We start from the raw sequence: 21,089 nt of genomic DNA, 5'->3' as shown, positions 1-21,089 counted from the left end.
GTGGTTTGTGGCTTGTGGCTTATGGAGGAATTCGCCTCCGCGTTGGTTTTCATTTGCCAGATATTACAGCCACCACCAGCCGCCCCGGCCCGTGTACCCCCTTCACCATTATCTGGCCAATGTCGGCGGACTTGCTGGGGCCGGAGTGCAGCCCAATAGCCGATGGCAGCGAGGGCTTCAGGGCATTCAGGGCTTCAAAAAGGGTGGGGTAAATGCGGGCTTCGGGCACAAAGACTAGGTGGGCGGGGGGCAAAAGCTGGTTGCGGCGGCCTTCCTGGCTGCTCAGGACGACCGTACCGGTCTCGGCCACTGCCCCCAGCGCCCAGGAGACGCCCAGCGGAGCCTCCTCGGGGGGCAAAACTGGGAGTTTAGGATGAAGCACTGGAGGGACGGTCTGGCCTACTGCTACCCCGGCAAAGGTCTGGGCAAAGTGGCCCAGCCATTCCGCTGCGGCCTCCAGGTTCTCCAGCCGTACCACCTCGCCCCCGTTCCCACTCAGGCGCTCAGTAAAGAGGGTCAGGGTTTCTGCAGGAGGCAGGCTGACCGCTGGCAGTGGCTCAGGTAGCAGGGTCTTGGGACGGTGCTCGAGGGCGCGGTGGATGCGGCCTAAAATTCGCTCGCGCATACAGCAAGTATAACGGCCAGACCCTGAGTTCCCATTTTCTGATCGCAGTCCCAGCCCCAACCTGCGACATTTGGCTCGAACCAAACAATGCTCAAGCCCGGGGTATATGTCTGTTTCGCAATTGCCCATTGCAATGCGGCCCCCTTAGCATAGAAGCAAATGATCCTGATTCTCAACGGCCCCAACCTGAACCTGCTGGGCAGGCGTGAACCCGAGATATACGGTCATACGACCCTCGAGGAGCTAGAAGAGCTGTGCGAGGCCTGGGGCGCCGAGCTGGGCCTGGGGGTGGCCTGCCGCCAGTCCAACTTCGAGGGGCAGTTGGTGGAGTGGATTCAGCAAGCCGCGGACGAGGGTTTCAAGGCCATCGTTCTGAACCCTGGGGCCCTCACCCATTACTCCCTGGCCCTGCTCGATGCCATCCGGGGGCAGCGCCTGCCGGTAGTCGAGGTACACCTTTCCAACATCCATGCCCGCGAGGAGTACCGTAGCCGCTCGGTGACGGCAGCCGGGGCCAAAGGCTTGGTTTCGGGCTTTGGCCCCACGTCTTACAGAATGGCGCTGGTTTACCTGGCAGACCTATTAGAGGCCCAGCCGTGAAGGTACACTGGCAGGAAGTGGCCATGGTAGCGGCCATCGTCTGGATTTTTGGCGTCGTATCGCAAATCCAGCAGAAGGGCTTCTGGCTGTCGCTGCTGACCAGCCTGCCGCTGGGTTTGCTGGCAGGGGTGGCTTACCAGCTCCTGATGCCCTGGGTAATTCGCTGGGCGGCCAGGGGTCTCCCAAAAGAAAGCCCCCCTCCCACCGGGAGGGAGGACGAAAATCCAGATCCTAGCGACGAACCAAGCGCCAGGCCATAGGCAGCAGGGTTGCGGCGATGGCGGCCTTGACCAGGTCGCCCAGCAAAAACTTGGTCATCCCAGCGTAGAGCAGCGCCGAAAGGCCCGAAAAACGCCCCACACTGCCCAGGGCAAAACCCAGCCAGGTCACGCCGATGGCGTAGATAATCAGGCTGCCAAGCAGCATCGCGGCGAAGGTCTTGAGCGGGCTGCGGTCGGTGCCGTAGCGCTCGACCAGCCAACCGACCACAAAAGCCGCCACAGGATAGGAAATCAGGTAGCCAGCCGTGAACAGCTTGCCGGGATCGAACCAGGTGGTTCCACCTGCAAAAACCGGGAGCACCAGGCCCTGTACCAGATAGGCCAGCATCGCCCAAAAACCCAAACGGCTGCCCAGGGCCGCACCCACCAACAGCACCCCCAGGGTCTGCAGCGTGATAGGTACGGGCTGGGTTGGAATGGCTACCTGGGCGGCCAGGGCCATGATCAGGCTGCCCCCCAGCACCAGCAGCACGTCGCGGGTGAGGCTGCGGGCCGGGAAAAGGGACTTGGAAAGCGGTAGATACGGCAGACTTTGGGTCGGATTCATAATTAAGCTCCTTTACAAAACCCCCACCAACTGAACATCTCCCGCACCGATGCGGTGCGTTTGACCTGAGCGTTCTACTACCAGCGAGCCATCCGGGGCGATGTCGGTAGCAAGGCCCCGGATTTCGCCCTGTGGGGTTTGTACCCTGATCTGGTGTCCCAGGGTGTGGCTCTTGGCCCGGTAGTCGCGTAAAAGCCCTTGGGAGTCGGCCTCGAGCCGGGCGTAGCAGACCTCCAACCGCTCCAGCAAACGGGCCAGCACCAAAACCCTGGAGACTGCCCCAAACTCCTCGAGGGCCGCGGCCTCGGGTGGCAACCCGGCCGCACGGTGCACATTAAGGCCGATGCCCAAAAGCACATAGGCCACCTCTTCCCCGCTCACCTGGGCTTCCAACAACACCCCCGCCAGCTTGCGCCCATCGGGGGACAGGAGGTCGTTGGGCCATTTGAGCCCGCCCACCCCGCACGCCTCGCACAGGGCCAGCCCCGCCGCCAGGGGCAAAAGCGGCAGGCTGGAAAGGGGTAGCCTGGGGCGCAGCAGTACCGAGAAGGTCAGGCTGTGGCCAGGTTCGCTGGCCCAGGCCCGCCCCCGCCGCCCTCGGCCTTTCTCCTGGCGTTCCGCCAGCACCACCGAGCCTTCCACGGCCCCGTCCAGGGCCCAGTTTTTGAGCACATCCTGGGTACTGCTGACCGTTCCCAGGTAGGCATAAAAGGCCCCGAAGCTACCCTTTCGCAGGGCTTCCAGGGCGGCTGGGGTGGGGGTGCCGGGGGCCAACCGATACCCCAGGCCTCGCTGGGTCTCGACGGGGTATCCAGCCTGCCGGAGCACGGCCATTTGCTTCCACACCGCTGCACGGCTGACGCCAAGCCGCCGGGCCAGGCTTTCACCGCTCTGGTACTGGTCGGTGAGGTGGGTCAGCAGTGGGGGCACGTCAACTAAAATACCTTTCACGGGTTGACAAGTGCAAGTGGCGATTACTCCCGAAGGCGTTCCCGACCAACCCTCCTTCCTTCGGAGGACTCGAGGCCTCCCTCCTTTGTACACCCTGTTCTAACAGGCCACTGAATAAGCTATAGGGGTGTGGAAATGGCTTGGTTGGATGGTGGTGGGCCTGACCTGTGCGCTGGCCCAGCAGCCCGTGCAGCTCCTGGCCGGGCATCGGGCCCCAGTGAGCGCTGTGGCTATAGGCCCGGGTGGCGTTCTGGCGGTGGGGGCCGACGCCTATGTTCAGCTTTACCGGCCCGATGGGCGTTTGGTGCGCACCCTGAGCGGGCACGCCGACACCGTGCATACATTAGATGTGGCCCCGGATGGAACCCTGTTGAGCGGTGCTGCCGACACCACCCTGCGACTCTGGAACCCCGGCAGCGGAGCCAGCATGGGGGTGCTGCAAGGGCACCGCGATCAGGTCTGGTCGGCCCGCTTCAGCCCGGACGGCGGACACATTCTGAGCGGCAGCGCCGACGGGGAACTGTGGCTGTGGACAAGGCAAGGACAGGCGCAGCAACTGAGCCTGGGGCGCAACTGGATCTATGGAGTAGGGTTCTCGCCCGATGGCACGCTGCTGGCAGCAGGCGGGCTGGACGGGGCGCTTTTGTTGAACCCCCGCGATGGCAGCCGCCTTCCTCTCTTGGGGCGGCTCTCGGTGCGGGCCCTGGCCTGGGGGCGTGATGGGCGCTTGGCCACGGGAGACCGCGATGGGCGAATTCAGCTCTGGGATGCCAGGGGTAGCTTTGTCCGGCAGTTTAGGGCCCACAGCCTTGCGGTTAGCGCCCTGGTCTGGAGTGGCAACGGGCAGCTCATTAGTGGCGGTCAGGACGGGCAGATTATCTTCTGGCAGGGCGAGCAGCCCCTGCGAAGGCTACAGACCACTTCGGTGCTGAGCCTGGCGGTGTCCGGGAACCAGCTTCTGAGCGGCCACGACGATGGGCGAGCCCGGCTATGGAACCTGCAGGGGGCACTGCTCCAGACCCAGGAGCCTCCCGCGGCCTCGGTGGCCGTGTTAACCTTCAGCCCGGATGGCAGCCTCCTGGCCAGCGGAGGCTGGGAGGGCGAGGTCTGGCTATGGAACCAAAGGGGCCAGCCCGTGCGAAGGCTCACTGGGGCCGAGCTAGAGATTACCGCGCTGGCCTTCAGCCCGGATGGGCGGCACCTGGCCGCAGGCAGCCGCGACGGCCTGACCCGCATCTACCAGGTGGCCAGCGGGCGGCTCTTACAGACCTTGGGGGCCCACGGAAACGGGGTGGGGGCCCTGGCTTTTGCCCCCAACGGGCGGGCCCTGGCCAGCGGGGGTCGCGACCGGCTGCTCTTTGTTTGGGACTGGCAAGCGGGAAAGAAGGTGCTCGAGTTTCGCGCCCACGAGTCGCACCTCACGGGCCTGGCCTGGAGCCGGGATGGCCGAACGCTTTATAGCAGCAGCAGCGATGAAAGTCTGGCCTGGTGGGCGCTCGGTCCCGAAGGGGTACGCCTCGAGCGCCGCCTCATGGCCCATGCCAGGGGCATCTACGGCCTGGCCCTGAGCCCCGATGGGCGCACCCTGGCCACCGCCAGCCACGACCAAACCCTGAAGCTCTGGGATGCCCGCTCGGGCGCACTGCTACGAACCCTGCAAGGCCATACCGAAGCCGCCCAGGCCCTGGCCTTCTCGCCCGATGGCTTGCGGATCGCCAGCGTAGGCTGGGATAAAGCCTTGCGGCTTTGGAGTGTGCAGGGCCAGCTACTGGAGACCATCCCCGGCTTTGCCCGCCCCCTCTACGCCGTGGCCTGGAGCAAGGACGGGCGCCTGGCTGCGGGCAGCGGGACGCTGCGAAAAGCTGGAACGGTCGCTCTGTTCAGGCGTTAAACACCTCTTGCCAGACCCGCCCATACGCCCGCACTTCCGCCTGAGGAAAGGCCTGCTGTAACAGCCCCTGCAAGAACTGCCCAGCGCTGGGGTATAAACCTGTGCAGCCCTGGCGCACATAGACGAACACATAACAGGGTAGGCGCGGAGACTGGCTAAACACCAGCATTCCCCCGTATTCCGGAAAGGCCTCGTAAAAGGTCGCCAAAAGGCCCTCCAGCAAAACCCGGGCCTCGGGCAAAGGGGCTTCGCCTTTGGGGCGCACCCAGAGCGTGACCGCTTTGAGGGGGGTCATGGCCTTCCCCCGTGCTGCCAGACCGGCACGTTTCGTAAGAGTTCGGCCAGCCTTTTCACGCCCTCGGCCAGGCGCGGCCCAGGCCGGCCCAGGTAGGCTTCCTCGAGGGCATAGACCTGCCGATTCTTGAGAGCGGGAATGTCCAGCTTCCGACTGAACACCACCTCCGGGCGCAGTTTTTTGGCGCCGCACCACGAGACCGTGATCAGGTCGGGCTGGGCTTCCTCCACCTCGGCGGGGGTGAGGGGCTTGGAGCGCACCGGCAGGTGGGCAAAAGCGTTTTCTGCACCCAGCGCTGCCAGCATCTGCGTGACCCAGCTATCCCGTCCGGCAGCAATCATGGGTCGGGGCCACCACTCCACCATCACCCTGGGGGGCCGCACCCAGTGCGGCAGGGTGCCACGGGCCTGGGCTATTTGCTGCTGCATGGCCCGCACCACAAAGCGGCCCTGCTGCTCCAACCCCAGCCACCGGGCCACCCGCTCGATATCGGTGTACACGTCCTGCAAGGTCTGGGGGTCAAGCACCAGGTGGGGTATTTTTCGCTTTTCAAGACCCTCCACCACCCGCTCCATCCCCGGCACGCTCAGGCTGGCCAGCACCAGGTCGGGCCGCAGGGCTTCGACCTTGTCCAGGTCTATTTGCAAGTCGGGCCCTACCCGGGGCAGGCGGGCCACTTCGGGGGGAAAATCGGAGTTGCTGTCCACCCCCACAAGCCAGTTCAAGCAGCCCAGGGCCCAGACAATCTCGGTGTTGGAGCAGGTAAGGCTTACGAGGCGCATACCGTCATATCTGAAGGCTACCGTCTACCTGCGCTTTTTGACCAGCCACTTCTCTTCAGAGAAGCCTTCGCGCTTATTGACCACTCGAGCCAGCGTAAAGAGCAGGTCGGAGAGCCGGTTGAGGTAGCGCAGGGCCTCCGGGTTGACCTCCTCGGTGCGCATCAGCTCGACCACCCGGCGCTCGGCCCTGCGGGCGATGGTGCGGGCCAGGTGCAAAGCCGCCGAGGCCGGGTGGCCGCCGGGGTGGATGAAGCCGGTAAAGCGGGGGGCTTCTTCCTGGTAGCGGTCAATCAGGGCCTCGAGCTTATCCACATCCGCGGCGTCCATGCGGGCCAGGTTGCGCTCGTAGGGGCCACCCTTGCGGGTAGCGAGGTCGGCCCCCAGGTCGAAAAGGGCGTTCTGGAGGTACTCGAGGTCGGCCTGGACATCGGCATGGGCGGCGGGCAGGGCCGCGCGGGCCAGCCCAATGGCGCTGTTGGCTTCGTCCACAGTGCCGTAGGCCTCTACCCGAGGATGATCTTTGCCCACCCGGTCGGCCCCGTAGAGGCCGGTCTCGCCCGCGTCGCCGGTTTTGGTGTAGATTTTCATGCACTCATTTAACCCCATTCGATGGGGCTCGAGTGGGTCTGGACTGACATACCCGCCTCGATGGTCGCCAGGGCCAGGCTGTACTATGGTCTCATGCGCAGGGGAAGCGTGCTGGCCATTCTGGAAGAGCGCCTGCCAGGCCTGACCGAACGTTATCAGATCAAAAGCCTGTATTTGTTTGGCTCCACCGCCCGCGACGAAGCCAATGCCAGAAGCGACGTGGATTTTCTGGTGCGCCTGGAGCTTCCCACCTTCGAACACTACATCGGCCTTAAACACGAGCTAGAAGACCTGCTGGGCTGCAAGGTAGATCTGGTCAGCGCCAAAAAGGTGCCCGCCGAGCTGCGTCCGCACATCGAGGCCGATGCGCTGCAACTGGTATAGGGTACTTATGCGCAACCCCGATCTCCCCAACCCCCACCTGCTGAAGCAGGTGCACCTGGGGCAGATGCAACAAACCGCCCAGCGCATCCTGGACTATACCGCCGGCATGGAGTTTGCTGAGTTTGCCGCCGATGGGCGCACCCAGGACGCCGTGCGATACAACCTGCAGCAGATCGGCGTAATTGCCGCCACCCTGCATAAAAGCGAGCGAGAGGCGCTGGCCGAGCTCGACTGGCGCAGCATCCTGGACCTGCCCGACCTGGTGGGACGTCTACACTTTGGCATCCAGGACGAGATTCTCTGGGACCTGATCCAGCGCACCCTCCCCTACTGGCTGGTCATACTGGAGGAAAACCTCCAGGAGACCACCTGACAAAATCGGTAGAAAGCAGATGACACGCCCTCCCCAATGGCTCTTTGGCCTGACCCTTCTGGTGGGTTGGAGCCTGGCCCAGACCCTCTGCATACCCCCTGCGCCGACCTATCCCTCCGGCCGCCCCATCACCAGCTACAGCGCGGCAAGCCTCGAGCCCTATGACCGGGTGATGCAAAGGCTCCTGGAGCGCTACCAGATTCCCGGTGCAGCCCTGGCCGTGGCCAAGGACGGGCGGCTGGTGCTTTCGCGGGGCTACGGGCTGGCCGATGTGCGAACCAAAGAACCGGTGCAACCCGACGCGCTTTTTCGGCTGGCCAGCCTTAGCAAGCCCATCACGGCCGTCGCAGTGCTCCATCTGGGCGAGAGCCTGGTGTCCAGGGGGGTCTATCCCGACCTGAACAGCTTTTTGCACGAAAAAGCCTTCGATCTGGTTAAGATGCCCCCCTTTGGCGGCCAGATAGCCGACCCCCGCCTGAAAAACATCACCCTGCGCGATCTCTTGCAACACTCCGGGGGCTGGCATCGGGGCTGGGCCGGCGACCCCATGTTCCGCCCCACCCTGACCGACATTGCCAGGGCTATGCAGCGGCCCGAGCGCCTGAGCAGCCAGGAGTTAATCGCCTTCATGATGAGCCGCAAGCTCCAGTTTGCCCCCGGCAGCCGCTCGGCCTATTCCAACCTGGGCTATGCCGTACTGGGACAGGTCATCGAGAAGCTGAGCGGCCAGCCATACGAAGTCTATGTGCAATCCATGCTGCAACCGCTGGGCATTTATAGTGTGCGCGCGGGCAAAACCCGTCTGCAAGACCGCCTCAAAGGCGAGGTGCGCTACTACGATTTTCCGGGTGCTCCGCTGGTCAAGTCGGTGGTGGACGGTAGCCTGGTCAACCGGCCCTATGGCGAGTTCTACCTCGAGGCCCACACCGCCAACGGCGGCCTGGTGGCCTCGGCCCCCGACCTGGTGCGCCTGGTGGTGGCCCTGGAAGGCTGGCGTGGGCCGACTCTTCTCTCCCACGAAGCTCTGCGCGAGATGCTGCGCCGCCCCAAGCTGCCCCAGTACGAAAAGACCCCACGCTATTACGCCCTGGGCTGGGGGGTGCGGGTTCCCCAGCCCCAGGCCCAGGCCCTGCCACCCGGCAAAACCTCCGGCCAGGGCAGCAGCGACCCCCGCAACCCACCGGCCAAAATGTCCCCAGTACTCTCCCTGCCCCCCGAGCAGCTCGAGTGGAGCCACGACGGAGCTTTCGCCGGAAGCCGTACCCTGCTGCTGCGCCTACCGGAGGGGGTGGTCCTGGCAGCCCTCTTCAACAGCCGCCCCTGGAACGACTGGAGCTTTATCGCGGAGTTGCGGCGGGGCCTGGAGAACGCCACCAAGGCCGTGCGGCACTGGCCCGAGTACGACTGCTTTTGAGGATTGATAGCCCCTAACCAATAGCCCAAACGGCTCCGCATTCGACCCTCGGCTGTTCCTGACCCCAAACCACCGCTTAGCCGCTAGACTGACCTTATGCGTTGCTGGCTTTTTGCCCTCCTTACCCTGTATTCCCTGGCGTGGGCCCAGACCACCCATACCGTCAGGCCCGGCGAGACCCTCTACCGTATTGCCAAGCAGTACGACACAACCGTGGAAGCTCTACAGGTGCTCAACAACCTCAGCGACCCCACCCAGCTTCGGGTGGGACAGGTTTTACGCATTAGCGGGCAGCCCAGTGTTAGCGTCTACCGGCTGACCCAGACCCCGGCTCCCATCGAGGCCCTCGAGTGGCCCCGCCAGACCGTTCAGGGCCATCTGGCCGTGGTCCGGATTATTGCCCCGGAGCCGGTACAGGGCGAGGTGCGCTTCCTGAACAGCACCTATCCCATTCAGCAAAACCGCGTTTTGCTCCCGATTCCGGCCCTGCAAGCCCCTGGGGTCTACCCGGCCCTGCTGCGGGTGGGCGGCGAGGCGGTGAGGCTCGAGGTTCGGGTCGTGGCCGGAACCTTTGGACGCTTCATCCTGCAACTGCCCCCGGAACGCCGGGCCCTGCTGGTACCCGAAAAGCTCCGGGCCGAGCGGCTGCGGGTGGTCGGTTCGTGTGACTTCAACCGCCCCCAGCAGTGGCATGGTTCCTTCCAGAAGCCCATCCAGACCAACCGCATCACCGACCCCTTCGGCACCCGCCGTAGCTACGACCAGGGGCGCACCTACTCCTACCACGAGGGGCTCGACTACGGCGTTCCCGAGGGCACCCCGGTCTACGCCCCAGCCCCCGGCGTGGTGGGCCTGGCCGAAACGCTTTTCGTGCGGGGGGGCGCGGTCACCCTCGACCACGGGCTGGGGGTGTGCAGCGGCTTCTGGCATCTTTCGCGCATCGCCGTGCGGCCCGGCCAGACCATAAAGGCCGGCGACCTGATTGGCTACTCGGGCAATACCGGCCTTTCCAACGGCCCCCACCTGCACTTCGAAATCCGCGTGCGCGGCATTCCCACCAACCCCGCGCCCTGGTATCTGGCGGTTCCTTGAACGGGGCATCTCACGCACACAGGCGCATCTAACCTTCTGGCCTGCGACATTTTGCAACACTGCTCTGCATTACGGCGCTTCCAACGCGGCCCGCACCCCCTGCTCGGTGGCCAGAAACTGTACCGGCACATCCCAGGGGTCGTGGGGCAGTTCAGGCACCACCAGCGCTTCGGCTACCAGGCCAACGGTCAGGGTCCTGGGCGGTAGCTGGGCCAGAAAACGGTCGTAGAAGCCCTGCCCATACCCCAGCCGGTGGCCCCAGGGGTCGAAGGCCAGCCCCGGCACCAACACCGCATCCAGAATCTCGGGGTCTACTTTAGGGGTCTCGGCGGCAGGCTCCCAGAAACCATATTTGTGTTTGACCAGCTTGCAGGGCAGGGGGTGCACCTCGAGCTGATAGGTGCGGGCCCTGGGTAGGTAGTAAGTAGCAGGGTAAAGCACTTTTAGCTCGGCAGGGTCGAGTTCGGTGCCAAATGCACTGTAGAGCAGGATATGCCGGGCCTGATGCGAGGCCAAAAAGCGGGCCAGGTGCTGCGCAACCCGCGCGGATAACTGCGCTGTCGGCAACCCTTTGCGCACCTCCTTGGCCCAGCTTCGGCGTTCGGGCTTGTTCATACCCACCAGTATTCCACGCGAGGGTGGCGCTAAAGAAAAGTTATGGCGGTCATAAAAAAACCCACGTTGACAGTCACGAGGGTTGTTTGTCAAAATGCCGGGGTGAGGGAGGTGACCCCTCAAGACAAAATTGTCCCACAGGAGTCAGCTATGCCCAGATACGTTTACCAGAACCTCGAGACCGGCGAACAGTACGAGTTCGAACAGAGCTTCCACGACCCCGCCTACACCCACCACCCCGAGACCGGCGCTCCCATCAAACGCCTGATCTTTGCCCCGGCCGTGGTATTCAAGGGCACGGGTTGGTACGTCAAGGACTCCAAAGCCTCCTCCACTGCTTCCTCTCCAGCCAAGGAAACCTCGAGCTGCGCTACCGGCACTTGTTCGGCCGCAGCCGACTGAGCGGCATTTACCGCTTGATGTCTCTAGCCGCAAGCCAGAGCTTGCGGCTTTCATCTGCTTCTTTTGCAGGAGGTGCTCTATCCCGGATACTGGTAGCGTAAGCTGAAAGGGGTGAGGTGAGCATGTTTTTACTCTTGGGCATCGTTGTGGCGGTCTTAGGCATCTTCTTGCTGGCTCAACCTGGAGGTCGGCGGGCTTTGGGGGTGCCGCTCTTGCTGGTCGGCCTGGCCATAGCGGCCATCTCGCAGAGCTTTGTGGTGGTTCCGGCAGGTAATGTGGGCGTGGTGTTCAATGTGTTTGGCGGTGTGCAGCCCACGCCACTGGGGGAAGGTTTTCGCATTGTGATTCCGGGCATCCAAAGCGTGATTCTGTACGACGCCCGGTTGAAAGAAGTCACGCTCGCCAAGGGGCCCGCGCCATCCGGGGCCACTACCCCAGGGGAGGATGCCATCAATGCCCGCAGTAAAGAGGGTCTGGATATCGGGGTAGATGTAACCGTGCAGTATCGCATTAAGCGGGACGAAGCGCCGCAACTCCACCGCAACCTGGGACCCAATTACCTCGAGACCCTCATTACCCCCCAAATTCGCAGCAAGGTACGCGACGCGGTGGGGCTTTTTAACGCTGCTGAGCTCATCAGTACGCAGCGAACCCAGCTCGAGGCCGCCGTAACCAAGGAACTGCGCGAAGACCTGGGCGCTCAGCACATCGAACTGATCTCGGTACTCCTGCGCCGGATTGACATCCCGCCCTCGGTTGCCAAGGTGATTGAGGAAAAGCAGACCGCCGAGCAACAGGTACAGGTCGAGGTCAACCGCCGCCAGCAGGCCGAAATTGCCGCCCAGCGGGCAGTGGTGCAGGCCAAGGGCGAACGCGACGCCGCCATCTTGCGGGCCGAAGGCGAGGCCCAGGCCATCCGGCTGCGCGGCGAAGCCCTGCGGCAAAGCCCCCAGGTAGTTCAGCTTACGGTGGCCGAAAAGCTGGCCCCCAATATCCAGACCATTATGGTGCCCACCACGGGCAACTTCCTGCTCGACTTGCGGAGCCTGCAAAGCCCCGCTCAGCCCGCCCAACCCGCACGCTAAAAGCGGGACTGGCAGAGCGATGGGCCGGGCCATTTGGTAGCCTGTGCGGTATGGAATGGGTGTATGCGGCCCTGGCTGGCTATCTGTTTGGCTCGTTGCCCTTTGCTTACTGGTTTGGCGTTCTGCAAAACAAAAACCTCCTCGCCGAGGGCTCGGGCAATGTGGGGGGCACCAACGCCTGGCGGGTACTGGGTGCAGTACCCGGGCTGATGGTGATGAGCCTGGACGTGGCCAAGGGCCTTATGGCAGTTGCGCTGGGCGAATTTCTGGCCCGCGACCCCGGGGGTGGGCTGCTGGGGGGCGCGTTGGCCGTGCTGGGACACTGCTACTCGGTGTGGCTGCTGGGGCGCGGCGGCAAGGGCATTGCTCCCGCTCTGGGGGCCTTGTTTGCCATCAACCCCTGGCTTTTGGCCATGGCGGGCGGGGCCTTTGGGCTGGCCTACCTGCTGACCCGCAACCCCTACCGGAGCGTGATACTGGCCGCACTGGCCTTTCCGCTGGCCTCGAGCGCAGTTGGGGGTAGCCTCGGCTACCTATGGTTTGGCTTTGGTGTGGCGGTGCCCATCCTGCTCAAGCACCTAGCCGAGTGGAACCGCCCACCGGGGCAGTTGCCCGCCAAGCCCAAGGCAAAATCCGGGCCATGAGCTGCTTACCGCCCCAGTGCTCAGGCACCAACCGGGCAGGCTTTCCTGAGGGGGTTCAGACCACTTTTGCTTGAACACCTGCCAAACACTAGAAGGTGGGAGGCAGTGATACCAGATTCGGTTGATTCGTTACCGTTTGGTAACGAATCAACAGGGCCGAAGTTATCCGCGTAGCGGAGGGCGATACCGCCCCTTGGAAGTTATCCGCGTAGCGGAGGGCGATACCGCCCCTTGGAAGTTATCCGCGTAGCGGAGGGCGATACCGCCCCTTGGAAGGGAGACGCTTTCTTCGCCGACCGACAGTGAAGGGCCATCGGCCCCCGGCTAGCGCCGGTACTCAAGGGAGGGGCGTGCTCTAGGATTCAAAAAGACAGCCTATGGGGTTTTTGGTTTTGTAAACTGTCTTTTTGAATCCAGTATTAGTGGCTAGGCAGTTAGCTCCCAAGCGATGGAGCCCCCAGTCGTGGCAACCCAGTTGAACCACGCAGCGAAGCGCGGCCTGGCCTAAGCCAAGCCCCCGCAGCTCGGGCTCGCCTATGAGCAAGGCAATTTTCACAGCACGGTTTTTCCAGTCAATATGTTCTAGAAATACCAGGCCAGCATCACAATTTTGCTTCAAGGCTTGCACCACGTATAGCTTGCGGTCATCGCGACCAAGCCACTTCTTAATCAGATCCTGTACCTCACTGAGGGAATACCCCAGGAATGGCTGGATGATGGCATACTCCACCACCTGCGGCTCGGTGTACCACCTCTGGATTGCAGTTGCATCGCTAAGAGCCACGGGCCGCAGCTGTACACACTCCCGACGAGTCGTAATCATCCTGCAGGCTCCTCCATTTTCTCTACCGAACCGTCACGAACCTTTGCAGCAATGTACAGCACAACCCCCAGGCTGCAAACAGCCAGCGAAGTGATTTGCAAGGCCCCAGCAGAGCCCAGCCAACGCACCAACGGATCCACCAGCGCCAGTACCGGCAGCACGCCCAGGGCCAGACTCACATTCACCAGACTGAAAACCCGCCCCAGAAAATGCTTGGGCACTACCGCCTGCAACAGCGACTGGGTGGCCACGCCGGATATGTCAAACAGGATACCGCTCAAAAAGAAAACCGCCAGAAGCATCGGAAACGTGGGGAAGGTCGCTCCCAGCAGCATGGGTACAGCCAGCAGGGTGTTGAGCAAGACAACCCAGGCAAGGCCGGGTATGCCCTTCTTCAGGGCCCCCAGAGTGGCCACCCCGACCACGCCCCCCAGGGTGAGGCTGGTATACAAGAGCCCCAGGCCCGCGGCCCCAATCTGGGCCACCTCCAGTGAGATGGGCACCATCACGATCTCCACCACCCGCCAGAACAAGGATGTGAGCATGGAGAGCGCCAAAATTATGACTACTGTTCGGCGGGTCACAGCAAAACGTACCCCCTCGGCCGCCTCGGCCCAAACGGAGCCGCCGCGTCGGCTGGGAACTGTAACCAGGGCCGACGGTAGGCCGAGCACAGCGTAGGCCACACCGGCAAAGGTGAGGGCGTCGAAGATGAACAGCCAGACCGGGCCCACCAGGCCGTAAAGCAGGCCGGCCAGGGCCAGGCCCAGCGAGGCGGTAACCTTGGTTAGGACCACCCTCAGGGCGTTGGCCGAGACCAGGGTCTCTTTGGGAACCAAGGAGGGTACCACGGCAGCCATGGTGGGGCTCACCAGGCCTTCCACGCTCTGGATCAGGAAGACCAGGGGATAGACCAACAGGGGCTCGATGAGCACCAGGATCAGGCTGGCCGAGAGCAGCGCGCTCAGCAGGTAGCCCCCCACCAGGGTTTGGCGCCGATCCCAGCGGTCGGCCAGGGCGCCGGTGAAAGGCTGGATCAGGAGCCTCGAGGCCACCCGCACCGCCCATACGCCAGCCAGCGAGGCCACCGACCCGGTGGCGGTGAAAACAGCCACACTCAGGGCCAGTACCGTGAACTGACTGCCCAGGCTCGAGAAAGCGGTGGCCCAGAGCAGCCGGACGTACAGGGGGTGCTCCAGCGCAGGGTAGTGTCGGTTTAACCAGGCACGGATGGGATTTGCTCTCAAGTTAGACCCCCGATTCGCTAAAAGGCTCTCTAACCGCAATACCGGCATATTCCCAGGGGTACGTGATCCCCCGGACAAGCGAAAAATTCAAAATCCTTAGACCCGCATCCGCAAAGACCGCCTCCAACTCATGCTGGGACGGACGCCAGCCCCTAGCGGGCGCTGGCAGCACAAGCGTCTCGCCAGTTGGCAGCTCCCACCATACGGGCAGCGAGGGAGGGCGGCGTCGAACAAAGTTCGCGTTCGCAGTAAGTTCATCGGTACCGATGCGGAAGTAGAACTGGCCTTTAGGTGTGAGTGCATCACCGACAGCCTTCAGGTATCGCTCACGTTCTAGGGAGACTTCGACTGTATGTAGACAGCCGATATCCACTACGAGGTCAAAAGATTTACCGAGGGTTGATCGGTCATCAGGCCAGAGTCCGACCTGGAAACGCACTCTGCTGTTGCCGTGAGCTTCTTGCGCACGACGGATTGCCCAGGGACTCGCGTCGATAGCGATAACTTCCAGCCCCAGCTGAGCCAGCGCAGATGCCTCGAACCCTTCACCGCAGCCAATCTCTAGCACGGTAGCTCCGCGGTGCAATCTTTTGGCCAGCCTCAGCAACCACAGGTCCGGGTCATGCGGGTTGAGGAAAGCCATACCTGATGAGTAGGCTATCTGGTAGCGAGGATCACCGTTCATGCAACCTTTGAGTGAAACGGACCGAGACCTGAGTTATAGAGGTATGCGCAAATATCTTGCGCATGAGGGGCGCCTTCTAAAAACGGCACGGCCGTGGGGAAACAGCTACTTTGCGAGAATGGACAACGCTGGCAGGACTGATAGTTGGCAATATGCACCTTGCTTAGAACCAGTCGACGGTAAGCCTCAAAGGAAGGACCGAACCAGATAGCCTGCATAGACTTATTGCGAATCGAGTTATCCGAAAAGTCGAGGCCAAGATGAGCAGCGGAGGCTAGTGCTTCTGGAACCATCTCGGATAGTTTCTGTGAAGGGAAAACCCGACCGTCACACTGAATATAGCATTCATATAAGCCGGCGCGGTCGTAGTAAGGTGCAATACCTCTCAAGGATCAGCCTTCACCACTCAGCAGATCACGCATAGCGGGAGTAAGTAAAGTTAAGGCGCAGTGAAAAGCTGAATTTGCCTGACTGGAAGTGCTTCAAAATAGTGCGGGCCAGAGGGAGAACCTGTCCCTGGTCGATACTCAGCTCATCCCAGTATTGCTTAGCAGTACCCACTGGATGCACAATAGCCATCACCATGTAGTCCACGCCGAGTTCGTTAGCTAGATCGAGATATTCGATGACGTTAGTTTGACAATATCGATGGATAACCGCGCTGATGCCGATTAAAACCGTACGCGATCTCCCACGGTAATTAACCAATCGTTGAAGCGCTTTGACGGCTCTCTCAAAGCTTCCTTTACCACGAATGTTATCGTGCCTTGAGTGGTCAGGGCCGTCCAGGCTCACAGCTATGTCTACAGGTACCTCCTGCGTTAGCACGTACGCTATACGATCATTGATCAACCATCCGTTAGAGGTGATGGAAGGACGTATACCTAAGCTGTGAAGGGTTCTCGCCAAGCTCACCAGGTCATGCCGAAGCAGGGGTTCCCCGCCAAGGAATCCGACCTGTTTGGTACCCAGTCGACTTAGTTGCTTGAATAATTCCTCTAGTTCCTCAGTTGAAAGGTCGCTGTAGTGACTTCCCGGCTCACGGAACATACCAGTTTGGCAGTGCTTGCAGCGAAGGTTGCAGCGCCAGGTAGCATCTAGGCGCACAAGTTCGGGGTAGTAGAGCACTTCGTCCATGACCACCTCGTTGTTCATCGGGCGTTGGCTCCCAAGGAGCCAATATGTAGTCCAAGAATGGACTGTTGGTGAGCCCTATTCTTGGACTACATAAACGCCATCACTTTTTTTCACCAGTCAACAGCACTGTTGCCGCTGTTAATTACGGCTACTGTGGAATGGATTTGTTCCTTCTTAGTTTCCAGGCCGTGAACCTGATCGGTGATGTAGGTGCGGATCTTCTTAATGGCCGTTTCGACATAGCCGAGCATCTTGGGCGAAGACTCAAAGCCCGCCTCGGCGATAAGCCCCTTGACATCAGCATTCAGAAGCAAGCGTGTAACGAACTCATGGTCGAATTTCAGGCGCTCGACTAAAAGCTCGTCTGCCTCCCGTGTCACAGGGTCAGTCGCAACCGCCATTTTAGCCTCGAGATCCTTTACGGTTTCCATATGCACCAAACCTCTCTGTCGTATCTCGTTTGCCACCATGCTCTTTGTCGTCATTTATACAAATCAATATGCACTATGCGATTTCACCCCCTTGCACTTGAAGTCCCTAGGGCACTTTCACCCTACCACCCCCCCGGTAACCAAACCCCCTCTCAGAATGGTGACCTTCTTAACTCATTTTGGTTACCTTTTGACGGTTTTGGTTACCTTACCCTTGCTAGGGTGAGGGTATGCGCAGGGTGAGGTGGTTTTTGTTGTTGCTGCTCCTGCTGGCTTTGGGTTGGAAGGAGTTGGGCTACGCCTGCACCCACCCCGACTGCCCGCCCCCGGGGGTGGTGCGCTCCGGCGGGCCTAGCGGTACCGGGCGCTGAGCCTCTTAACCCAGGATCGGGCCGCGGGGTAGCGGGGGTCTTGCTCGGGCAGGCGCGCCAGCAGGGCCTCCCAGAGGGTGAGGTCGTCCGGCAGCTTCTGGGCCAGGTGGTACAGCGTCAAGGGGGTCTGGGCTGCCTGGGCCGCGGCCAGGGCCAGGCGGCGGTAGGTGAGGGGATCGCCCCTTCGGAAGGCGGCAAAGCCCAGCAGGGTGAGGCGTTCGGCCTCGGCAACGCTTTCTTGGGGCTGCCAGGTCTCCAAAATGGTCTGGGCCTCGGCAACCTTACCCAGGGCAAGCAAGGCCAGCGCAGCGGGCTTGAGTTCACCCCGCTGTTGAGCCTGCGCCAGGGCCTCCCGGTAGCGGCCCCGCCGGTAAAGGGCCAGGGCGTCCATAGCGGGAGTATAGCCCAACTGGATGGTCGGAATCGGTATTAGGGGCCGGGCCGTACCTGCCGGATGAAATCCCCCGGGCTTAGCACCCGCAAGGGCAGGTCTCCCCGGTTCATCAGGGGGCCAAAGTGCCTGAGGTCGCCGGTGAGCAGGATCTGGGCCTGCGCGCACAGGGCAGCTTGCAGCACCAGGCGATCTTTTTCGGGTAGCGACTGGAACAGGGTTTTCAGGGGTTCATCGGAATGAGGGTCGGTTTCCTCGGGCTCTGCCACCAGCTGTACCCGCTGCATCAGCAAGGGGAGCCGGGGTGCAGCCTGGGGGCGTTTGCGCTCGAGGTTGAACGTCGCTTCCATACGGCACAGCGGGCTGGTGAACAGCTCGAGCCGCCCCTGCTCAACCAAAAGCCAGATCAGCTGGAACACCTCGCCCCCCAGCGCCGCCGAGAAGAGCACGTTGGCGTCCAGAAAAACCCGCACTACAGCCCCCAGGCTTTTCGGAAGGCCGCCAGCTCCTCCTCGCTTACCTCAGCGGCCTGGGCGAACTCCCGGATACGCTCCTCGGTATAGGCTTCCACAGGGAGCACCTGGGCCGGTTCCAGCACTACCCTTCCTTCCTCTACCCTAAGCAGCAGGGCATCTCCTGCTTTGAGGCCCAGGGCCTTCCGTATGGCGGCTGGCAGGGTCACCTGGCCCCTGGGCGAGAGTTGGGCGATGATCTTCACGTATTTCAGAATAGCAGAAAATCAGATAAATACCCATGAGCCCTCACCCCAACCCCCGCCGGTAGGTTAAGGCTTCGGCCAGGTGGGCCTCCTGGATGTTCTCGGCCCCTGCCAGGTCGGCGATGGTACGGGCTGTCCGCAGAATGCGGTCGTAGCTGCGGGCGGTGAGGGCTAAGCGTTTGGTAGCCGCGTGTAAGAGGGCCTCACCGGAGGGGGAAAGGGGGGTGTGCTGGCGCAGGACCCAGCCCAGCAGCTTACTGTTGAGCTTCCCCTGGCGGGCTTTCATCCTCTCTCGGGCTGCAAGCACCCGCACCCGCACCTGCGCGGTGGACTCCCCCTCGGGGGCCCGGGACAACTCCTGCGGCGTCAGGCGCGGCACTTCTACCACCAGATCGAAGAGGTCGAGCAGCGGGACGGCCTGGAGGTGGGTATACGGGAAGCGCAACCTTCTCAAGAGAGGCTCCTGACCCTCGCTACCCCTATCCCCTACCCGATGCGCTGTGGCAGCGGTTAGCGTCCCTGGTTCAGGGCAAAGGCAAGGGAGCCCCACCCCGCTACGCCAGGCGCTCCCTTGTGGAGGCCATCTTCCTGGTGTTGCGGGAGGGGCGGCCCTGGGGGGATACTCCTCCGGGTTACCCACCGGGGAAGATGGTCTACTGGCACTATAGGAACTGGGTGAGCCGGGGGGTGTGGGCGGAGGTGGAGCGGATGCTGGTGGGTTATGCACCCCCTTCGCCCCGTCCCGCTGATACTTCTTCCAGCACCTCCTGAAGGGGGTGGCAGAGCGCCACCAGCCGCGGCTGGATCTCCAGAAGGATTTCTTCGAGAACTTTGTGCCCCAGACGAGGTATGGAGGCGTACAGCAGGCCGAGGGCCCGGTCTTCCTGCTCCAGGGCCTCGAGCGCCACCAGAGCTTTCTGGATATTCTCTTCCAGACTTTTGGTCTCCTCGAGCGCTTTGCGCAGAACAGCCTCAAGCCGCCCGCGTCCTTGCGGCCCGAGCAACGGCTCAGCGCTCACACGCCACCCCGTCGCCGTCCCGATCCAGCCCCTTCCGGTATCCCGGCTGCCCTCGGTAGATGGGAGCGGCCCCAGCCGCGCGGGCCTCGGCGCAATTGCGGTAGTAGGCGCCCGAGGGTGCGGGGGTAGGGGGACTCGAGGGCCGCGGCGTCCCGGTAGTAGGCGGGTTGGCCGGGTTTCTCTGGTGTACGGGCGCAGCCCGTCCCGAGAGGGGGTCGTCCCTGGGGTTAGAGCAAAGAGGGGGTGTGGGGGAGCTATAATCCCCCGGACCTTCAAGACGTGTTGGCCCTTCGGGCCAAGCAACTAGTCCGTTGGATACATGGGTCAGCGAAGCTACATGCGACCGCGAAGCTTCTTTCGCCGCGAAGCGGGGTGTCAAGGTTTTTGCTGGGCTCGGACAGATCTGCCCAGCCGAAGGCTGGAGGAGGGGCGGTGGCCACCCGGCCATCGCTGCGAAACTACGCCACCAGGCCTGGACGGGGCCTGCGGGGATGGGAACGGCATGGGCCGTCCCGTGGTCACGGGCGCAAGCCTGTGCCTTGTGAACCGAGAAGCCACAAGGACGTGTTTGCTGTGCAAAGCAGCGGACTTCCAGTCCGAGGAGTCATCACGCAGTTTAGCCGGGGGACGGCAATGAAGGTCAATTTGGCAAAAATATGCTAATATTGGCAATATGCAAATCACCCTGGACAAGTTTGGGCGAATACTTATCCCCAAAAAGCTGCGCGAGCGCCTGGACTTGAAGCCTGATGATGTCCTCGAGGTACAGCTCGAGGACGGCAAGCTGACCTTGCTGCCTCAGCGCACCCCACCCCCTTTGCGCCGCAAGGGACGGGTCTTGGTGGTGGAGAGCGGGGCCACGGCGAACCTCGGCCAAGCCCTGAACCATCTGAGGGAAGAACGCCTGGACGAACTCTCCCGATGAAGCTACTCTTCGACACCTCGAGCTTGGTTGCTGCCTTTGTCCAGTCCCACCCGGCCCACACCGCGGCTTGGGAATGGCTCGAGCAGACCCTCGAAGGGGCTCACGACGGCGTGGTAGCCACCCATACCTTGGCCGAGCTGTACGCGGTGCTGACCCGCCTGCCCCTGCGCCCCGCTATCCCGCCCCCGGTAGCCCTACAGCTCATCGAAGAAAACCTCCGGGGCTTCCAGACCATAGCCCTGAGCGCAGCCGATTACCGGGCGGTGCTGCAGCGGCTGGAAAAGCTGAACCTTGTGGGCGGAGCCATTTACGATGCCCTGATCGCCCAAGCTGCCCTCAAGGCCAAGGCCGAGCGGCTGCTCACCCTCAACCCCAGCCACTTCCGCAGGTTGGGCCAAGACGTTGAGGCCGTGGTTCTTGTAGCGGGGAAGAAGGCGTGAAGTTCAGCAGCAACTGGAAGAAAGCAAGAGTTCAGCGCATTTATGCCCGCATCGCCAATGTTCGCCGCGACTTCCTGCACCCCACATTCCGCACCCTCCTCACTCCAGTTGGCCTGCTCCCCTGACCTTTCAGGGAGGCCAGGAAGCGGGCCCGGGCCCGTTCCATGACCTTGTTGAACAGGGCCTCTAGAAGGAAGGCGAAGCCCGGATGCTCCCCTTGGGCCATGCGGCCGTAGAGTTCGTCCACTAGGCCGTCCAGCCAGTCTGGAGCCTGGGTCTGCAGGGGCTTGCCCCCGCCACGTTCCTTTGCCTTCGGCATCTTCCTCAACCTCC

General features: G+C 62.4%; 33 protein-coding genes and 2 pseudogenes. 15 read left to right on the top strand and 20 right to left on the bottom strand.

Going from position 1 to position 21,089, the window contains the following annotated elements; genetic code table 11:
• Nucleotides 1-49: 49 nt before the first annotated feature.
• Nucleotides 50-625 (bottom strand): LutC/YkgG family protein, encoded by a 576-nt coding sequence (locus tag Mhypo_RS03650; protein ID WP_119339940.1) that lies wholly within the window; start codon nt 623-625, stop codon nt 50-52.
• Nucleotides 626-784: 159 nt separating this feature from the next.
• Between Mhypo_RS03650 and aroQ the strand changes: the two genes are divergently transcribed.
• Nucleotides 785-1,225 (top strand): type II 3-dehydroquinate dehydratase, encoded by a 441-nt coding sequence (gene aroQ, locus Mhypo_RS03645; protein ID WP_119339939.1) that lies wholly within the window; start codon nt 785-787, stop codon nt 1,223-1,225.
• The gene (locus Mhypo_RS03640) at nt 1,222-1,485 is read left to right on the top strand and encodes a hypothetical protein (protein ID WP_119339938.1); all 264 of its coding nucleotides are present in this window, start codon (nt 1,222-1,224) and stop codon (nt 1,483-1,485) included. The genes aroQ and Mhypo_RS03640 overlap by 4 nt, the downstream gene beginning before the upstream one ends.
• Here the strand turns inward: Mhypo_RS03640 and Mhypo_RS03635 are convergent.
• Together Mhypo_RS03635 and Mhypo_RS03630 are read right to left on the bottom strand one after the other, a co-directional pair.
• Complete coding sequence (locus Mhypo_RS03635) at nt 1,457-2,053, bottom strand: biotin transporter BioY (RefSeq protein WP_119339937.1); 597 nt, start codon at nt 2,051-2,053, stop codon at nt 1,457-1,459. The genes Mhypo_RS03640 and Mhypo_RS03635 overlap by 29 nt on opposite strands.
• Nucleotides 2,054-2,065: 12 nt before the next feature.
• Nucleotides 2,066-2,983 (bottom strand): biotin--[acetyl-CoA-carboxylase] ligase, encoded by a 918-nt coding sequence (locus Mhypo_RS03630; RefSeq protein WP_119339975.1) that lies wholly within the window; start codon nt 2,981-2,983, stop codon nt 2,066-2,068.
• A gap of 148 nt (nt 2,984-3,131) precedes the next feature.
• Between Mhypo_RS03630 and Mhypo_RS03625 the strand changes: the two genes are divergently transcribed.
• Nucleotides 3,132-4,895 (top strand): WD40 repeat domain-containing protein, encoded by a 1,764-nt coding sequence (locus tag Mhypo_RS03625; RefSeq protein ID WP_240637101.1) that lies wholly within the window; start codon nt 3,132-3,134, stop codon nt 4,893-4,895.
• Here Mhypo_RS03625 and Mhypo_RS03620 read toward each other — a convergent pair.
• The 3 genes from Mhypo_RS03620 to Mhypo_RS03610 are packed head-to-tail and all read right to left on the bottom strand — an operon-like array spanning nt 4,885 to nt 6,560.
• Nucleotides 4,885-5,190 carry a hypothetical protein gene (locus Mhypo_RS03620; protein ID WP_119339935.1) on the bottom strand — a complete coding sequence of 102 codons (306 nt, stop codon included), beginning with the start codon at nt 5,188-5,190 and terminating at the stop codon, nt 4,885-4,887. The genes Mhypo_RS03625 and Mhypo_RS03620 overlap by 11 nt on opposite strands.
• Nucleotides 5,187-5,972 (bottom strand): cobalamin-binding protein, encoded by a 786-nt coding sequence (locus Mhypo_RS03615; protein WP_119339934.1) that lies wholly within the window; start codon nt 5,970-5,972, stop codon nt 5,187-5,189. The genes Mhypo_RS03620 and Mhypo_RS03615 overlap by 4 nt, the downstream gene beginning before the upstream one ends.
• A gap of 24 nt (nt 5,973-5,996) precedes the next feature.
• On the bottom strand, nt 5,997-6,560 hold the full coding sequence (locus tag Mhypo_RS03610; protein WP_119339933.1) for a cob(I)yrinic acid a,c-diamide adenosyltransferase: 564 nt from the start codon (nt 6,558-6,560) through the stop codon (nt 5,997-5,999).
• 93 nt (nt 6,561-6,653) lie between these two features.
• On the opposite strand from Mhypo_RS03610, the gene Mhypo_RS03605 reads away from it, so the two are divergent.
• From Mhypo_RS03605 to Mhypo_RS03590, 4 genes are all read left to right on the top strand, one after another.
• Nucleotides 6,654-6,944 (top strand): nucleotidyltransferase family protein, encoded by a 291-nt coding sequence (locus tag Mhypo_RS03605; protein WP_119339974.1) that lies wholly within the window; start codon nt 6,654-6,656, stop codon nt 6,942-6,944.
• A 7-nt stretch (nt 6,945-6,951) separates the two neighbouring features.
• Nucleotides 6,952-7,317, top strand: a complete 366-nt coding sequence (locus Mhypo_RS03600) for a HepT-like ribonuclease domain-containing protein (RefSeq protein ID WP_119339932.1) — start codon at nt 6,952-6,954, stop codon at nt 7,315-7,317.
• Nucleotides 7,318-7,336: 19 nt separating this feature from the next.
• Nucleotides 7,337-8,731: a serine hydrolase domain-containing protein gene (locus Mhypo_RS03595; protein WP_119339931.1), complete on the top strand. Its 1,395-nt coding sequence runs from the start codon at nt 7,337-7,339 to the stop codon at nt 8,729-8,731.
• 96 nt (nt 8,732-8,827) lie between these two features.
• Nucleotides 8,828-9,823 carry a LysM peptidoglycan-binding domain-containing M23 family metallopeptidase gene (locus tag Mhypo_RS03590; protein WP_119339930.1) on the top strand — a complete coding sequence of 332 codons (996 nt, stop codon included), beginning with the start codon at nt 8,828-8,830 and terminating at the stop codon, nt 9,821-9,823.
• 69 nt (nt 9,824-9,892) lie between these two features.
• On the opposite strand, the gene Mhypo_RS03585 is transcribed toward Mhypo_RS03590, so the two are convergent.
• Nucleotides 9,893-10,438, bottom strand: a complete 546-nt coding sequence (locus Mhypo_RS03585) for a 5-formyltetrahydrofolate cyclo-ligase (protein WP_119339929.1) — start codon at nt 10,436-10,438, stop codon at nt 9,893-9,895.
• A gap of 150 nt (nt 10,439-10,588) precedes the next feature.
• Between Mhypo_RS03585 and Mhypo_RS03580 the strand changes: the two genes are divergently transcribed.
• The 3 genes from Mhypo_RS03580 (at nt 10,589) to Mhypo_RS03570 (ending at nt 12,569) form a co-directional block, all read left to right on the top strand.
• Nucleotides 10,589-10,840, top strand: coding sequence for an FmdB family zinc ribbon protein (locus Mhypo_RS03580; protein ID WP_119339928.1), 252 nt, complete (start codon nt 10,589-10,591; stop codon nt 10,838-10,840).
• Between the two features lie 122 nt (nt 10,841-10,962).
• On the top strand, nt 10,963-11,925 hold the full coding sequence (locus tag Mhypo_RS03575) for a prohibitin family protein (protein ID WP_119339927.1): 963 nt from the start codon (nt 10,963-10,965) through the stop codon (nt 11,923-11,925).
• Nucleotides 11,926-11,975: 50 nt separating this feature from the next.
• Nucleotides 11,976-12,569: a glycerol-3-phosphate acyltransferase gene (locus Mhypo_RS03570; protein ID WP_119339926.1), complete on the top strand. Its 594-nt coding sequence runs from the start codon at nt 11,976-11,978 to the stop codon at nt 12,567-12,569.
• A 355-nt stretch (nt 12,570-12,924) separates the two neighbouring features.
• Here the strand turns inward: Mhypo_RS03570 and Mhypo_RS03565 are convergent, their stop codons facing one another.
• From Mhypo_RS03565 to Mhypo_RS03540, 6 genes are all read right to left on the bottom strand, one after another.
• Nucleotides 12,925-13,392 carry a GNAT family N-acetyltransferase gene (locus tag Mhypo_RS03565; RefSeq protein ID WP_119339925.1) on the bottom strand — a complete coding sequence of 156 codons (468 nt, stop codon included), beginning with the start codon at nt 13,390-13,392 and terminating at the stop codon, nt 12,925-12,927.
• Nucleotides 13,389-14,639: an MFS transporter gene (locus Mhypo_RS03560; protein ID WP_170148206.1), complete on the bottom strand. Its 1,251-nt coding sequence runs from the start codon at nt 14,637-14,639 to the stop codon at nt 13,389-13,391. Before Mhypo_RS03560 ends, Mhypo_RS03565 begins: the two co-directional genes overlap by 4 nt.
• 1 nt (nt 14,640) lies before the next feature.
• Nucleotides 14,641-15,324, bottom strand: coding sequence for a class I SAM-dependent methyltransferase (locus Mhypo_RS03555; protein ID WP_119339923.1), 684 nt, complete (start codon nt 15,322-15,324; stop codon nt 14,641-14,643).
• Complete coding sequence (locus Mhypo_RS18865; protein WP_119339922.1) at nt 15,321-15,713, bottom strand: SPASM domain-containing protein; 393 nt, start codon at nt 15,711-15,713, stop codon at nt 15,321-15,323. The genes Mhypo_RS03555 and Mhypo_RS18865 overlap by 4 nt, the downstream gene beginning before the upstream one ends.
• A gap of 25 nt (nt 15,714-15,738) precedes the next feature.
• Nucleotides 15,739-16,461 carry a radical SAM protein gene (locus tag Mhypo_RS03545; RefSeq protein ID WP_170148205.1) on the bottom strand — a complete coding sequence of 241 codons (723 nt, stop codon included), beginning with the start codon at nt 16,459-16,461 and terminating at the stop codon, nt 15,739-15,741.
• Between the two features lie 110 nt (nt 16,462-16,571).
• Nucleotides 16,572-16,892: a hypothetical protein gene (locus Mhypo_RS03540; protein WP_147075568.1), complete on the bottom strand. Its 321-nt coding sequence runs from the start codon at nt 16,890-16,892 to the stop codon at nt 16,572-16,574.
• A 230-nt stretch (nt 16,893-17,122) separates the two neighbouring features.
• Between Mhypo_RS03540 and Mhypo_RS18025 the strand changes: the two genes are divergently transcribed.
• A complete protein-coding gene (locus tag Mhypo_RS18025; protein ID WP_170148204.1) occupies nt 17,123-17,263 on the top strand; it encodes a hypothetical protein in 141 nt (46 codons plus the stop codon).
• On the opposite strand, the gene Mhypo_RS03535 is transcribed toward Mhypo_RS18025, so the two are convergent.
• The 4 genes and pseudogenes from Mhypo_RS03535 to Mhypo_RS03520 form a co-directional block, all read right to left on the bottom strand.
• Nucleotides 17,244-17,654: a hypothetical protein gene (locus tag Mhypo_RS03535; protein ID WP_371862150.1), complete on the bottom strand. Its 411-nt coding sequence runs from the start codon at nt 17,652-17,654 to the stop codon at nt 17,244-17,246. The genes Mhypo_RS18025 and Mhypo_RS03535 overlap by 20 nt on opposite strands.
• A gap of 38 nt (nt 17,655-17,692) precedes the next feature.
• Complete coding sequence (locus Mhypo_RS03530) at nt 17,693-18,127, bottom strand: PIN domain-containing protein (RefSeq protein WP_119339919.1); 435 nt, start codon at nt 18,125-18,127, stop codon at nt 17,693-17,695.
• Nucleotides 18,127-18,372 (bottom strand): AbrB/MazE/SpoVT family DNA-binding domain-containing protein, encoded by a 246-nt coding sequence (locus Mhypo_RS03525; RefSeq protein ID WP_119339918.1) that lies wholly within the window; start codon nt 18,370-18,372, stop codon nt 18,127-18,129. The genes Mhypo_RS03530 and Mhypo_RS03525 overlap by 1 nt, the downstream gene beginning before the upstream one ends.
• Before the next feature lie 43 nt (nt 18,373-18,415).
• Nucleotides 18,416-18,784: pseudogene (locus Mhypo_RS03520) on the bottom strand (magnesium chelatase subunit ChlI family protein); the annotation flags it as partial.
• Between Mhypo_RS03520 and Mhypo_RS18860 the strand changes: the two are divergent.
• On the top strand, nt 18,670-19,143 hold the full coding sequence (locus tag Mhypo_RS18860; RefSeq protein WP_420845994.1) for a transposase: 474 nt from the start codon (nt 18,670-18,672) through the stop codon (nt 19,141-19,143). The pseudogene Mhypo_RS03520 and the gene Mhypo_RS18860 sit on opposite strands and share 115 nt — an antisense overlap.
• Here the strand turns inward: Mhypo_RS18860 and Mhypo_RS03510 are convergent.
• Nucleotides 19,092-19,391 (bottom strand): cytoskeletal protein beta 5, encoded by a 300-nt coding sequence (locus Mhypo_RS03510; protein WP_119339915.1) that lies wholly within the window; start codon nt 19,389-19,391, stop codon nt 19,092-19,094. The genes Mhypo_RS18860 and Mhypo_RS03510 overlap by 52 nt on opposite strands.
• Nucleotides 19,381-19,839 (bottom strand): excalibur calcium-binding domain-containing protein, encoded by a 459-nt coding sequence (locus Mhypo_RS18500; protein ID WP_240637099.1) that lies wholly within the window; start codon nt 19,837-19,839, stop codon nt 19,381-19,383. Before Mhypo_RS18500 ends, Mhypo_RS03510 begins: the two co-directional genes overlap by 11 nt.
• A 225-nt stretch (nt 19,840-20,064) precedes the next feature.
• Between Mhypo_RS18500 and Mhypo_RS03500 the strand changes: the two genes are divergently transcribed.
• Genes Mhypo_RS03500 through Mhypo_RS18495 form a run of 3 tightly spaced genes read left to right on the top strand, consistent with a single transcriptional unit; the run spans nt 20,065 to nt 20,881 of the window.
• Nucleotides 20,065-20,316 carry an AbrB/MazE/SpoVT family DNA-binding domain-containing protein gene (locus Mhypo_RS03500; protein WP_119339914.1) on the top strand — a complete coding sequence of 84 codons (252 nt, stop codon included), beginning with the start codon at nt 20,065-20,067 and terminating at the stop codon, nt 20,314-20,316.
• Nucleotides 20,313-20,756, top strand: coding sequence for a type II toxin-antitoxin system VapC family toxin (locus tag Mhypo_RS03495; RefSeq protein ID WP_119339913.1), 444 nt, complete (start codon nt 20,313-20,315; stop codon nt 20,754-20,756). Before Mhypo_RS03500 ends, Mhypo_RS03495 begins: the two co-directional genes overlap by 4 nt.
• Complete coding sequence (locus Mhypo_RS18495) at nt 20,753-20,881, top strand: transposase (protein ID WP_240637098.1); 129 nt, start codon at nt 20,753-20,755, stop codon at nt 20,879-20,881. The genes Mhypo_RS03495 and Mhypo_RS18495 overlap by 4 nt, the downstream gene beginning before the upstream one ends.
• On the opposite strand, the pseudogene Mhypo_RS18855 reads toward Mhypo_RS18495, so the two are convergent.
• A pseudogene (locus Mhypo_RS18855) lies at nt 20,860-21,075 on the bottom strand (IS256 family transposase); the annotation flags it as partial. The gene Mhypo_RS18495 and the pseudogene Mhypo_RS18855 sit on opposite strands and share 22 nt — an antisense overlap.
• Nucleotides 21,076-21,089: the final 14 nt, after the last annotated feature.

Source organism: Meiothermus hypogaeus, assembly GCF_003574035.1.
GTDB lineage: Bacteria > Deinococcota > Deinococci > Deinococcales > Thermaceae > Meiothermus > Meiothermus hypogaeus.
The sequence above is the reverse complement of the archived record's forward strand: the minus strand, read 5'-3'. Positions and strand labels throughout refer to the sequence as shown.